Below are 13,339 nucleotides of genomic sequence, written 5' to 3'. Positions count from 1 at the left end.
CATTCTCACGCCGCGCCGCTAGCCACGCTCTCCAAGAACGCCTTGACGTTGCTGACCGTACCGGTGTCGGTCGCGACATAACCGGGCAGGCTCGCCACCTCGCGCTGGAACTCGCGGCCCTTCATGATGTCGATGACGCGCCGCATCGGCTCGGTCTCCAGAAATGCGCGCTTGCAGACGAAGAAATAATCCTCGGTCAGCAACCGGATGAAATCGAGCCCGAACTGCCGTGCGGCCGCCTCGACGCCAAAACTGACATCGGCCATGCCGCTGGCGACGTAGGCGGCGACCGCCGCGTGGGTGAATTCCATCTGCTGGGCGCCGTTGATTTTCGCTTCGTCGATCCTGTGCAGGATAAGCAACTGATCGAACAGCAGCCGCGTTCCGGAATCATGATCGCGGTTCACGAAGCGCGCCTTGCTATCAACGATATCCTTGATGGATGCAATTTTGAGCGGGTTGCCCGGTTTGACCATCAGCCCCATTTCGCGCGTCACGAAACTGATGACGCGGTCTTCGCGCGGATCGAGCCATTCCTTGCAGGCCCGGATGCCCTGTGCCCGCAACTCGCCGCGCGGCAGATGCACGCCGGAGAGATCGCAGGCGCCCTGCGCCAGCGACAGCAGCGAATTCTGGTTGCTGACATAGCGCAGATCGACGCCGATCCCGGGTTCGCGGTCGAGCAGTTCGCGCAGTTTCGAGACCGCAAAGCCATGGCTGGCGTGAACGCGGATCACGGACGGACGCTGGTGCAGGAAGGGCTTGATCTCGGTCGCGAGCTCCTGCGCGAGGTTTTCAAGCTGCGGGCCGAGACGCGCCTGCATCCGCTCGCCGGCCCAGACCAGCTTTTCGCCGAACGCGGTCAGCGTCGTGCCCTTGCCGCGCTGGGTCTCGACCAGCGGCACGCCGAAGAAATCCGACCATTGCTCGACCAGATTCCAGACATGGCGATAGGACAGTTGGGCGTGCGTGGCCGCGCTGGTGAGTTTTCCGGTTTTACGGATCTCGTTGAGAATTCCGAGCATCACCACGGCTGTCTGCGGGCTGCCCTCCTTGTGAAATCGCCAGACGGTTTCGATCTCGATGTGGTGCATTGGCGCTCAACCTATGAAGTCGACTGCATATTTTCGCGGTCCATAGGCAGATCATATCATATTTACTGCACCGAATATCCTCCTAGTTTGAGATACAGAAACGGAGGAAATATGATGTCCATTGCATATGATTACACCGCGACGGCGCCTGCGATCGCGGCCGCCAGGCCCCGGTTGCTGCTGATCGACGGCCAGCACGTGCCGTCGATCTCCGGGCGCACCTTCAAGACGCTCAATCCGGCCACCGAACAGGTCATTGCCACCGTGGCCGAAGGCAACGAGGCCGATGTCGATCGCGCCGTCGCCGCGGCCCGCCGGGCCTTCGAAGGCCCCTGGCGCAGCATGCGCGCCTCCGAGCGCGGGCAGATCCTGCTCCGTCTTGCAGAACTGATGAAGAAGCATTCCGACGAAATCGCAGCACTCGAAAGCCTGGATGCCGGCAAGCCGATCTCAGGCGTGCTGCGGCAGGACCTTCCGGCCGCCATCGACACGCTGACCTACTACGCGGGCTGGGCCGACAAGATCCACGGCGAGGTGATCTCGACGCGGGACGATGCGCTGACCTACACGGTGCGCGAGCCGGTCGGCGTGGTCGCGGCGATCGTTCCCTGGAATTTTCCACTGATGATCGGGATGTGGAAACTGGCGCCCGCGCTCGCCTGTGGCTGCACCATCGTGATGAAGCCCGCCGAACTGACCTCGCTGTCGGCGCTGCGGATCGGCGAACTGGCGCTGGAAGCCGGCCTGCCACCGGGCGTGCTCAACATCGTGACCGGCCCCGGCCGGGTCGTCGGCGACGCCTTGGTCAATCATCCTGATGTCGACAAGGTCACGTTCACGGGCTCGCCAGGCGTCGGCCGCGGCATCCTGCGCGGTGCCGCCGGCAACTTCAAACGGGTGTCGCTCGAACTCGGCGGCAAGTCCGCCAACGTGATCTTCGACGACGCCGATATCGAGGCCGCCAGCAAGGCCGCGGCTTCAGGAATCTTCTTCAACGCCGGGCAGGTGTGCTCGGCAGGCTCCCGCGTGCTGGTCCATGAGAAAGTCTACGATGAAGTGGTCGAACGGCTGACGCAACGCGCCCAGTCGATCCGCATCGGCGATCCCGGTGATCGCGCCACGGCGCTGGGTCCGGTGATTTCCGAAAAGCAGATGAAGAGCATCCTCGATTATGTCGATATCGGCCAAAGGGAAGGCGCGCTGCTGACCACCGGCGGGACACGCGTCGGCACCAGCGGCTATTTCATCAGCCCCGCCGTGTTCGCCAATGTCGAACACGAGATGCGCATCTCGCAGGAGGAAATTTTCGGCCCGGTGGTCAGCGTCATCAAGTTCAGAGATGAAGCCGATGCGCTGCGGATCGCCAACGGCACCGCCTACAGCCTCGCGGCCGGGGTGTGGAGCCGCGACATCGGGCGGGTGCAGCGTTTCGCGAAGAATGCAAAGGCCGGAACGGTCTGGATCAACACCTATGGCTATACCGACGTGCGGTTGCCATGGGGTGGCGTGCGCGATTCCGGTTTCGGCCGCGAACACGGCTCAGCCGCGATCGAGAATTTTACCGAGCCGAAAGCGGTGTGGATGAATCTGAACGTGTGATGCTCTACGCGAGAGCATCGCGTTCTTCCCCTCTCCCCTTGTGGGAGAGGGTGGACGCGATGCGGAGCATCGCGGACGGGTGAGGGGTTCTTTCCTCGCCGTAGGGTTCGAAGATGAGGATAGAGACCCCTCATCCGCCTTCGCTGCGCGAAGGCACCTTCTCCCACAAGGGGAGAAGGAAGGTCACAGCGGCGGATCGATCGCCTCTGCGTATTCCTTCTTGAACCTTGCGATCAGTTCGGCCGCTGGCAGAATTTTTTCCACGCTGCCGACGCCCTGGCCACTGCCCCAGATTTCCTTCCAGGCCTTCGGCTTGGCGCGCTCACCCGAAGCATCCGTGCCGAAACTCATCTTGGACGGATCCGAGGTCGGCAGATTGTCGGGATCCATGCCGGCGGCGACGATCGACGGCTTCAGATAGTTGCCGTGCACGCCGGTGAACAGGTTGGAATAGACGATGTCTTCCGCGCCTGAGGCCGTGATCATCTGCTTGTAGCCTTCCACCGCATTGGCCTCCGCCGTGGCGATGAAGGCCGAGCCGATATAGGCGAAGTCGGCACCCAGTATGCGTGCCGCGCGAATGGCCCGGCCGTTGGCAATCGCGCCCGACAATGCGATCGGACCGTCGAACCATTGCCTGGTCTCGGCCACGAAGGCCAATGGCGAGATTTCGCCGGCATGGCCGCCGGCGCCCGCCGACACCAGGACCAGGCCATCGGCGCCCTTCTCAACCGCCTTGTGCGCGAATTTCTGGTTGATGACGTCGTGGAACACGATGCAGCCCCAGCCATGCGCGGCCTGGTTGAGCTCTTCGCGCGCACCGAGCGAGGTGATCATCATCGGCACCTTGTGCTTTTCGCAAAGCGCCAGATCCTGATCGAGCCGGTTGTTCGACTTGTGCACGATCTGGTTCACCGCGAACGGCGCCGAGGGAGCTTCCGGGTGCGCCTTGTCGTGCGCCGCGAGTTCTTCCTTGATCCGCGCCAGCCATTCGTCGAGCAGCGCCGGCGGCCGCGCGTTCAGCGCCGGAAACGATCCGACCACACCCGCCTTGCACTGCGCGATCACGAGATCAGGCACGGAAATGATGAACAGCGGCGCAGCGATGACGGGGATCGACAGACGGCCCTTGAACAAGGCAGGCATGGACATTCGAAGCAATCCTTATGCGTGTTCCGGAACTGGCATGGGCATAACCCGAGAGGTGCCTCAAGAGATGCCAGACGTCATACCAACAAGGCAATCTTTCCAGTGTCAAGTATTGCGTTTTGGCGCTATTTTTTTGCGCATGATCTCCGGGCAAACGCTCCCGAGTTTGTCCCGAGGGAAAACCGGCGCCCGCTTTGCGCTAGAGCCTTTTCCGTTCCGATGGAATCGGAACGGGGCTCTAGATTCTTGTTTTGACGCGTTTTCTTCACGCGAACCGATGTCCACTTCGCTGGAAAACGCTCTAGACGCGGCCCTGCGGGTCCGCATCATACGCTATTGGCATATCGCGCGCGTCACGTAATTTTCGGTCTTGCAGTCGCCCGGTTCGCGCTTGCGGCCCGGGATGAACACTTTCGGCGAGCATTTCTCGGCCGCGTCGGTGTCGAGGCTCTTGCCTTCCCTGTAACCCTTGGTCTGGCACAGTCTGTCGGCCCCCGCCTTGCAGTCCGGCGCGCCATTGGCCGACACCAGGCAGGCCGCGCGTCCTGTGACCATGATCGACGGAAGCGCCAGGTTCGACCGGCTGTCGCCGGTATCCTTTGCAGCATCCCTTGCAGTATCCTTGGCGCGGGTGTTGGGGTCGGTCTCGCCCGGGCTCTTCAGGCTCGGCAGCATCGATTTGGACTTCTCGAGCAGCTTGCCGATTTCATTGATCAGGCCGGGATTTTCCGGCTGCGGCGGCGGTTCGATCTGCTGCGGCGCCGGTCCTTGCGGCACCGGCTGCTGGGCCGGTGACTGCACGCCGAGCGAGGGCTGAGACGCGCCTTGCGACCAGCCGACGTCCGAGGCGAGCGCCAGCATCGACAGCGCGAGGCAAGCGGCCGCGAACGCCGTCCCGAATGACTTGAAAAGATGGCCGATTCGATCAGGCATGGAGCGAGCGTAGCCTGAAGCGTGCATGTTCTGAAGCCTTTGGGCCGGCAAGTCGCCCCGCGCGCAGGTCAGACCAATTTGACCGCGATGACGAACCCGAGCACCAGCACCGCGGCGCCGATCGCAACCCAGAGGCCGAGGCGCTTTTCCAGCTCGCTGCGAATGAGGTCGCCGTAACGGTTGAGCAGGATCGCGACCACGAAGAACCGGCCGCCCCGCGCGATGATCGAGCACAGGATGAACAGCCAGATATTGTAGCCGGCGAACCCTGACGTGATCGTGACAAGCTTGTAGGGGATCGGGGTCAGCCCCTTGCCGATAATGATCAGCGCGCCCCATTCGGCATAGGACTGCCGGAACGCTTCGACCTTGCCGCTGAGACCATAGACGTTGATCAGCCACTGCCCGACCGAGTCGTAGAGCAACGCGCCGATCGCGTATCCGACCACGCCGCCGGCCACCGAGGCGATCGTGCACACGGTCGCGAACCACCATGCCCGCTTCGGCCGCGCCAGCGACATCGGCAGCAGCATGACGTCGGGAGGGATCGGGAAGAAGGAGCTTTCAGCGAACGATACCGCCGCCAAAATCCAGAGCGCGTAGGGCTTGTCGGCGGCGCCGATGAACCAGTCGTAAGATCGTTTAAGCATGGCCGCATGAACCATCATGGAGCGGATTTGTCCATGCCGGCAAACGACTGAATTTTGGAAGATTTAGTGCCGCTTTCGCAGGCTGCGGCCTTCCAGCGCGACAATTCGCCGCCGAACCGCAGGTGGTGTCACCGCTTTGGGTAACGCCTTGGCGGAGGCCTCCTTGTCACGAAGCGCTTTGGGCGCCTTGACCGTCGATTTCGGCAGCTTCTCGGCGATGCCGAGCATCAGCTCGCGCCGCGCCATCTCGCGCCAGACATCCTCGGGCTTGACGCCGGCGGCCGCCCACAGAACGGTCAGGTTGTAGAGTAGATCAGCACTCTCGCGGACCACCGCATCAGTGTCGCCGTTGACGGCGTCGATCACGACTTCGATGGCTTCCTCGGCCAGCTTCTTGGCCATCTTGGCCGGGCCGCGCTGAAACAGCCGCGCCGTTCGCGAAATTGCCGGATCGAGATCCCTGGCCGCGAGCACCGCCTGATAGAGCCGTTCGAGCGAATCACTCATCCCTCAAACCTAATCGAAAGCCGTGGCCAGCGTGTTAACGGCCGACTTGACAACCAAAAAAAATCCACCGGCCGGTGCGGCCGGTGGATTCGTGTTTAACAGCGGCCTTAGCAACGCGCGCAATTACAAGGCGTTGGAATTACCAGGCGTTGGGATTCTTGTAGCCGCCATAGTACTGGTTACCGCCGCCGTAATAGCCACCGCCGTAGTACGGGCCGCCGCCGTAATAGGCCGGGGGAGCAGCGTAATAGGCCGGGCCGCCGTCGTAATAACCATAGCTGTCACCGTAATAAGCTCGGCGGTTCTGGGTGGCCGCAATCGCGATACCGGTGCCGACGATGCCGGCGAAGGCCGCAGCCGCCGCAGCGCCACCGCCGCCATAATATCTCCTGCCGCGCGAGCTGAAGTCCGTCGCGTCGCTGGTGCCGGTCGTGGCCGTTACGCCCTTGGCGGGCGCGGAGCCTGCGAAAGCTGCCGACGGCTGGTAGGCCGTCAGCGCTACCGCGACAACCGTCGCCACCGCGCCGGCGCGGCCGATCGATGAAAACACTCCTGATCGTGCAAACATCTCAATATCCTCCGTGGGAGCTTGGCCTGACAGGCCTCGAATTGCTAACCACCGAGCGGATATTAGGTTCCCCAAACCAAATGCAAGCTGAACGATCTCTGGCCAAATCGTGGCAGTCATCGCCCGTTCACGTTGGATGCGACAGAATGCCTGCGTTTAAGGCTTGTAATGCCGGTGTTCTTGTCCTGAAACAGACCTGCGATCCAACAATGGCCCACGCGGCAACTTGTCCCATCTCCCAGTGACGTAAGCTCTATGCGTGCACGCCGAACCAACGCCCTTCGCTCGATGCTGGCCTCGCTTGCAGGCCTTTGCGGAGTGGTGTGCTTTGGTGCGGGGCCGAGCCTTGCCGCGGACGAACCACGGCCGCCGCTCGCGATCCAGTTCTCGCTCGACCGGCCGATCGATGCGACGGACGCGCCGTTCGTGATGGCGGCCACCGGCGGCCTGTTCACCGCCGAGGGGCTCGCCGTCACCATCAACATCGCCAGCGGATCGCCGGATGCGATCGCGCGCGTCGCAGCGGGCACCAGCGATTTCGCGCTGGTCGACATCAACGCGCTGGTGCGCTTTCGCGACAAGGACAAGCAGGGCGTCCCGCCGGTCAAGGCGGTGTTCGTGCTGTTCAACAAGGCACCCTACGCCATCATCGCCCGCAAGAGCCGCGGCGTCCGGGCGCTGTCGGACATCGAAGGCAAGAATCTCGGCGTCGCCGAGGGCGATCTTTCGATCCGGCTATGGCCGGCGGTGGCGAAGCAGAACGGCATCAAGATCGCGAGCGTCAAGCAAAGCAATATCAGCGCCGCGGTGCGCGAGCCGATGCTGTCGGCGGGCCAGATCGATGCCGTCACCGGATTTTCCTATCTGTCGGCGATCAACCTGAAAGACCGTGGCGTGCCGGCCGACGATCTGGCGGTCTTGAAATTCGCCGACTATGGCTGCGACGCCTATGGTTTCGCCATTGTCGTCAACCCGGCGCTGGCGGCGGCCAAGCCGGAAGCCGTGAAGGGATTTGTGCGGGCGGTGATCGGCGGCACGCACCTGGCCGTCAAGGACCCCGCGGCCGCAGTGACCGAGATCGTCAACCGCATGGACGGCGGCTCGCGCGATCTGGAGCTCGAACGGCTGAGCGCCATCCTGCGCGACAATATCCTGACCGGCGAGGTCAGGCGCAACGGCATCGGCGGCATCGATGTTGCGAGGTTCGAGCGGTCGATCGATCAGCTCGCGGAAGGCTTCAAATTCCAGAAGCGGCCGGTAGCAGCTGATATTTTCGACGACCAGTTCCTGCCCCCGGTCAACGGCCGGCTGATCAATTGAGTAAAAGTCGCGCGGACGCTGGTTCTCGGCGGCGATCCCTGATTAGAATGCGGCTCGACTGATCGCCCCGTTGCCCCTCCAGTGCTTGCGGCATGTCCATGATTCGCCTTTACACCCGCGTGCTCGAGCTGCTCGGCAAGGAGGCGCGGCTGGGCTGGATTCTGGCCGGCGCCAATCTGCTGCTGGCCGGCGCGCAATTCGCCGAGCCCGTGCTGTTCGGCAAGATCATCGACGTGCTCTCCGGCAAGGCGGCGCCGGGTCCGCTGTCGTCGTCAGGGGCCTGGCCGCTGCTGGGGGCCTGGGTCGCGTTCGGACTGTTCACCATCGCCTGCAGCGCCCTCGTCGCGCTCCATGCCGACAAGCTGGCGCACCGCCAGCGCCAGGCGGTGCTGACCGACTATTTCGAACACATCATGCAGCTGCCACTGACCTTCCACACCGGCACCCATTCCGGGCGGTTGATGAAGGTGATGCTGAACGGCACGGATTCACTGTGGCGGCTCTGGCTCGGATTCTTCCGCGAACATTTTGCCGCGATCATGTCGCTGGTGGTGCTGCTGCCGCTGTCGCTCTACATCAACTGGCGGATGGCGATCCTGTTGTTCCTGCTGTGCGTGATATTCACGGTGCTGACCACGCTGGTGGTGCGCAAGACCTATGGCATGCAGAGCGAGGTGGAGGAGCATTACTCAAACCTCTCTGCGCGCGCTTCCGACGCGCTCGGCAACGTCGCGCTGGTGCAGAGCTTCGTGCGCATCGACGCCGAGGTGCAGGGCCTGCGCTACGTCGCCGACAAGCTGCTCGCGGTGCAGATGCCGGTGCTCGGCTGGTGGGCGCTGGTCACCGTGATCACCCGCGCCTCCACCACCATCACCGTGCTCGCGATCTTCACCGTCGGCATCTATCTGCACCAGCAGGGGCTGACCACGGTCGGCGAGATCGTGATGTTCGTTTCTTTCGCGACCATGCTGATCCAGAAGCTCGAACAGGTGGTGAGCTTCATCAACAGCGTGTTCATGGAAGCGCCGCGCCTGCAGGAATTCTTCGACGTGCTGGACGCCGTGCCCGCGGTGCGCGACCGGCCCGGCGCCGTCGACACCGGGCGGCTCTCGGGCCTGGTCGAATTCAACGACGTCTCGTTCTCCTATGACGGCAAGCGGCCCGCGATCGAGGATCTTTCCTTCACCGCCTTGCCCGGCCAGACCATCGCGCTGGTCGGCCCGACCGGCGCCGGCAAATCGACGGCGATCGCGCTGCTGCATCGCGCGTTCGATCCGCAGTCCGGCATCATCAAGATTGACGGCATGGATATCCGCGCCCTGAAGCTGACGGCGCTGCGGCGGAATATCGGCGTGGTGTTCCAGGAGGCGCTGCTGTTCAACCGCTCGCTCGCCGACAATCTGCGCGTCGGCAAACCGGACGCCACTGAAGAGGAAATGCGCATCGCGGCGTCGCGGGCGCAGGCGCTCGAATTCATCGAACGCAGCGACAAGAAATTCGAGACCCATGCCGGCGAGCGTGGCCGCATGCTGTCCGGCGGCGAACGGCAACGGCTGTCGATCGCGCGCGCGCTGTTGAAGGACCCGCCGATCCTGATCCTCGACGAGGCCACCAGCGCGCTCGACGCGGTCACCGAGGCAAAAGTCAACGCCGCTCTCGACGAAGTGATGAAGGGCCGCACCACCTTCGTGATCGCGCACCGGCTTTCGACCATCCGCAACGCGACGCGCATCCTGGTGTTCGACAACGGCCACGTGATCGAAAGCGGAACTTTCGATGAACTGGTGGCCAAAGGCGGCCGCTTCGCGGAACTCGCGCGGGCCCAGTTCATGGTGCAGGCCGACGCGCGGGCCAGCATTGAGGCACAATAGCCCGCCCCTGCGCCATCCGCATTGAATTATCGGCGAAATTGCGCCTTTTCGTCCACGATTTAATTGCCCGGCCTCTGTTCTCGATCAACGAGCCGGTATAGGTTTGCAACCGCCGTGAGCGACGGCGCAAATTTGGTTTCAAGATCGCACGCTTGAAACCCGAACGTCAGATTTCAGGACCTCCTTCGAAGGCGGGTCTCAAAGGACCGGAACGCAAAAGTGCATTTTCTTCGCCCGCTGCTTCGCCATCCATTGTTGAACCTGATCCTGCTCGTCGCCGCGCTTGCGGTCGCAACGCCCCGCGCCGCGCATGCCGAGGCGTTGCTGGTGGTCGAAGCCGAAACCGGCAAGGTGTTGCAGGCCGAAAATGCGACGATGCCCTGGTATCCGGCCTCGGTGACCAAGATCATGACGGCTTACGTCACGCTCAAAGCCGTCAAGGAAGGACGCCTGCGCCTAGACAGCGTGCTGACGGTTTCGCCGGTGGCAGCCTCGCAATCGCCGTCGAAGATGGGCTTCAAGCCGGGCACGCAAGTCACCGTCGAAAACGCGCTGGCGATGGTGATGGTGAAGTCGGCCAACGACATGGCCGTGGTGCTCGCCGAAGGCGTCGGCGGCTCCGTCGACGGCTTCTCGGGGATGATGAACGCGACCGCGCAGCGGCTCGGCATGACGCAGACGAGCTACGTCAATCCGAACGGCCTGCCCGCCGATGGCCAGATCACCTCGGCGCGCGATCTTGCGATTTTGGCGCGTGCCGTGATTCGCGATCTGCCCGAATACGAATATTTCATGCACATCCCGGCGATCCGTTTCGGCCGCCGCACCACCAACAATTTCAACAAGCTGATCGGCCGCTATGCCGGCGCCGACGGCTTCAAGACCGGCTTCATCTGCGCGTCCGGATACAATCTGGTGGCCTCGGCGACACGCGACGGCAAGCGGCTGATCGCGGTCGTGCTCGGCTCGACCTCCGGCCAGGCGCGCGCGGTGCGCGCCGCCCAGCTCTTGGAGCGCGGCTTTGCCAGCAACGGGCTGGGATGGTTGCGACCCTCGCTCGGCACCGTCGACAATCTGGTGCCGATCGACGCCACGCCGCCGAACCTGCGCGAGGAGATGTGCAACGGCCGGCGCAAGCGGCCCGCCACCGACGAGGATGCGGACACGACAGTGGCCACCGGTGGGGGCGAAAGCCCGGCGCTGGCGTTCTTTTCCGCTGGACTGCAGGCGCCGACGGCAAAACCCTCGGAGCTGCTCGCCGCGGCGTACACGGCTGGCGAGCCCATGGTGGTCTATACCGGCCCGAAGAAGACCGGCACGGAGCTGATTGCCGCCGTGGCCGCGGATGACCAGAAGCAGGTTACGCGGCGCGGAAAGAAATCGCGGGTCGCGGCGAAGAAGCCGGACGCGGACAAGGCCAAGACTGAAGCCAAGTCTGAGGCCAAGTCTGAGGCCAAGACCGCCGCCAGGACCGAGGCCACAAAACCCGCGCCCAAGCCGGCCGCGGCCCGGCACGCGAATGTCAAACCGGACACCGCCGCCACAAAGCCTGCTGCCGCCACAAAGCCTGCTGCCGCCGCAAAACCTGCCGCAGCTGCCAAGCCCGCCGCCAGGCCTGCCGAGAAGCCTGCCGCTTCGGGCGATAAGCCGGCCGCGAAGCCCGCCAAGCCCAAGGCCGCCGCAAAACCTAAGAGCGAATCCAAACCGGCTGGTTAACAGGCCCGCAAGGCCCCGCAATCAGGCGGTTTTCACCCGTTCCGGACGTGGACTTGTCGATTCCCAATGCGTCGATAGCGCGCAGCCGCTTGCCATCGGCGGCGGCATTCTCAATACTGCCCAAAACAAGGCATCCCGGCCCAAGAATTCGAGAAATCGGGAACTAACCAGAGGGGAAATACCATGGAGCGGATCTGGCTCAAGCAATATCCGGCCGGCGTGCCCGCCGATATCGACGTCAATCAGTACTCGTCGCTCGTCGAGTTGCTGGAAGAGAGCTTCAAGAAGTTCGCCGACCGCAAGGCGTTCATCTGCATGGACAAGTCGATCAACTACCGCGACCTCGACCAGATGTCGGCTGCCCTTGGCGCCTATCTGCAGAGCAAGGGCCTGCAAAAGGGCGCCCGCGTCGCGCTGATGATGCCGAACGTGCTGCAGTATCCGGTCTCGACCGCCGCCGTGCTGCGCGCCGGCTATGCGGTGGTGAACGTCAACCCGCTCTACACCCCGCGCGAGCTCGAACATCAGCTCAAGGATTCCGGCGCCGAGGCGATCGTGGTGCTGGAGAATTTCGCCACCACGGTGCAGCAGGTGATCGCCAGGACCGCGGTCAAGCATGTGATCGTCGGCAGCATGGGCGACCTGCTCGGCTTCAAGGGCGTGATCGTCAATCTGGTGGTCCGCAAGGTGAAGAAGATGGTGCCGGCCTGGTCGATCCCGGGCGCGGTTTCGTTCAACGACGCGCTGGCCGCCGGCCGCGGCATGAAGCTCAACAAGCCGCAGCTCAGCCGCGATGACGTCGCCTTCCTGCAATATACCGGCGGCACCACAGGCGTTTCCAAGGGCGCGACGCTGCTCCACCGCAACATCCTCGCCAACGTGCTGCAGAACGACGCCTGGCTGCAGCCGGCGCTGAAGAAGCCGCCGCATGTCGACGAACTGTTCATCGTCTGCGCACTGCCGCTCTATCACATCTTCGCGCTGACGGCGTGCTTCCTGCTCGGGGTGCGGGCCGGCGGCGTCAATCTGTTGATCCCGAACCCGCGCGACATGCAGGGCTTCATCAAGGAGCTGATGAAATACCAGGTCAACAGCTTCCCGGCGGTCAACACGCTGTATAACGGCCTGTTGAACTCGCCCGGTTTCGAGAAGGTCGATTTCTCCAAGCTGAAGACCTCGTTCGGCGGCGGCATGGCAACGCAAAAGGCCGTGGCCGAGAAATGGCTCAAGGTCACCGGCTGCGCACTGTCGGAAGGCTACGGCCTATCGGAAACCTCGCCGACGCTGACCTGCAACCCGGCCGACACCGACAAGTTCTCCGGTTCGATCGGCATTCCCGTGCCCTCGACCTACCTCTCGATCCGCGACGACGACGGCAAGGAAGTGCCGCTCGGCGAAGCCGGCGAGATCTGCGCCAAGGGTCCGCAGGTGATGGCCGGCTACTGGAACCGGCCGGAAGAGACCGCGAACGTCATGACGGCGGACGGCTTCTTCCGCACCGGCGACATCGGCGTGATGACGCCGGACGGCTACACCAAGATCGTCGACCGCAAGAAGGACATGATCCTGGTCTCCGGCTTCAACGTCTATCCGAACGAGATCGAGGAAGTGATCGCCAGCCATCCGGGCGTGCTGGAATGCGCCGTGATCGGCGTCCAGGACGCAAAATCGGGCGAAGCGGTCAAGGCCTTCATCGTCAAGAAGGACCCGAACCTCACGGCCGACGACGTCATCAAGTTCTGCGGCACGCAGCTGACCGCCTACAAGGTCCCCAAGCAGATCGAGTTCAGGGCCGACCTGCCCAAGACCAATGTCGGCAAGATCCTGCGCCGCGAGCTGCGCGACGAAAAGAAGGCCGCGGCCTGAAGGCCAATGCTATCTTCTTATTTTGACGCGTTTTCTTTACGCGAACCGGTACCCACTTCGCTTGAA

General features: G+C 63.3%; 11 protein-coding genes. 5 read left to right on the top strand and 6 right to left on the bottom strand.

Annotated elements, in window-relative coordinates; all coding sequences use genetic code 11:
• Window positions 1-5: 5 nt before the first annotated feature.
• Complete coding sequence (locus tag JQ629_RS07130; RefSeq protein WP_212412067.1) at window positions 6-1,094, bottom strand: substrate-binding domain-containing protein; 1,089 nt, start codon at window positions 1,092-1,094, stop codon at window positions 6-8.
• A 114-nt stretch (window positions 1,095-1,208) separates the two neighbouring features.
• Here JQ629_RS07130 and JQ629_RS07125 point away from each other — a divergent pair, with 114 nt between their 5' ends.
• A complete protein-coding gene (locus JQ629_RS07125) occupies window positions 1,209-2,693 on the top strand; it encodes an aldehyde dehydrogenase family protein (RefSeq protein ID WP_212412066.1) in 1,485 nt (494 codons plus the stop codon).
• Window positions 2,694-2,876: 183 nt separating this feature from the next.
• Here JQ629_RS07125 and JQ629_RS07120 read toward each other — a convergent pair whose 3' ends face one another.
• The 5 genes from JQ629_RS07120 to JQ629_RS07100 all read right to left on the bottom strand — a co-directional run bounded on the left by JQ629_RS07120 (window position 2,877) and on the right by JQ629_RS07100 (window position 6,500).
• Entirely contained in the window at window positions 2,877-3,845 is a 969-nt protein-coding gene (locus tag JQ629_RS07120; RefSeq protein WP_212265181.1) for an NAD(P)H-dependent flavin oxidoreductase, read from the bottom strand.
• A gap of 330 nt (window positions 3,846-4,175) precedes the next feature.
• The gene (locus JQ629_RS07115; protein ID WP_502752531.1) at window positions 4,176-4,775 is read right to left on the bottom strand and encodes a hypothetical protein; all 600 of its coding nucleotides are present in this window, start codon (window positions 4,773-4,775) and stop codon (window positions 4,176-4,178) included.
• 68 nt (window positions 4,776-4,843) lie between these two features.
• On the bottom strand, window positions 4,844-5,443 hold the full coding sequence (locus tag JQ629_RS07110) for a YqaA family protein (RefSeq protein ID WP_212265182.1): 600 nt from the start codon (window positions 5,441-5,443) through the stop codon (window positions 4,844-4,846).
• 45 nt (window positions 5,444-5,488) lie between these two features.
• Entirely contained in the window at window positions 5,489-5,932 is a 444-nt protein-coding gene (gene hisE, locus JQ629_RS07105) for a phosphoribosyl-ATP diphosphatase (RefSeq protein ID WP_212412065.1), read from the bottom strand.
• Window positions 5,933-6,071: 139 nt separating this feature from the next.
• The gene (locus JQ629_RS07100) at window positions 6,072-6,500 is read right to left on the bottom strand and encodes a hypothetical protein (RefSeq protein ID WP_212265184.1); all 429 of its coding nucleotides are present in this window, start codon (window positions 6,498-6,500) and stop codon (window positions 6,072-6,074) included.
• Between the two features lie 255 nt (window positions 6,501-6,755).
• Between JQ629_RS07100 and JQ629_RS07095 the strand changes: the two genes are divergently transcribed.
• The 4 genes from JQ629_RS07095 (at window position 6,756) to JQ629_RS07080 (ending at window position 13,273) form a co-directional block, all read left to right on the top strand.
• Window positions 6,756-7,820, top strand: coding sequence for an ABC transporter substrate-binding protein (locus JQ629_RS07095; protein ID WP_212412064.1), 1,065 nt, complete (start codon window positions 6,756-6,758; stop codon window positions 7,818-7,820).
• Window positions 7,821-7,912: 92 nt separating this feature from the next.
• A complete protein-coding gene (locus tag JQ629_RS07090; RefSeq protein ID WP_212412063.1) occupies window positions 7,913-9,691 on the top strand; it encodes a glucan ABC transporter ATP-binding protein/ permease in 1,779 nt (592 codons plus the stop codon).
• Between the two features lie 219 nt (window positions 9,692-9,910).
• Window positions 9,911-11,407: a D-alanyl-D-alanine carboxypeptidase family protein gene (locus JQ629_RS07085; RefSeq protein ID WP_212412062.1), complete on the top strand. Its 1,497-nt coding sequence runs from the start codon at window positions 9,911-9,913 to the stop codon at window positions 11,405-11,407.
• A 183-nt stretch (window positions 11,408-11,590) separates the two neighbouring features.
• A complete protein-coding gene (locus JQ629_RS07080; protein WP_212412061.1) occupies window positions 11,591-13,273 on the top strand; it encodes a long-chain fatty acid--CoA ligase in 1,683 nt (560 codons plus the stop codon).
• Window positions 13,274-13,339 lie beyond the last annotated feature (66 nt).

It is taken from the genome of Bradyrhizobium sp. AUGA SZCCT0222 (genome assembly GCF_018130205.1).
In the GTDB taxonomy this organism is placed as follows: Bacteria; Pseudomonadota; Alphaproteobacteria; order Rhizobiales; family Xanthobacteraceae; genus Bradyrhizobium.
Note: the sequence above shows the minus strand (reverse complement) of the source record. Positions and strands in the feature narration are given on the sequence as shown.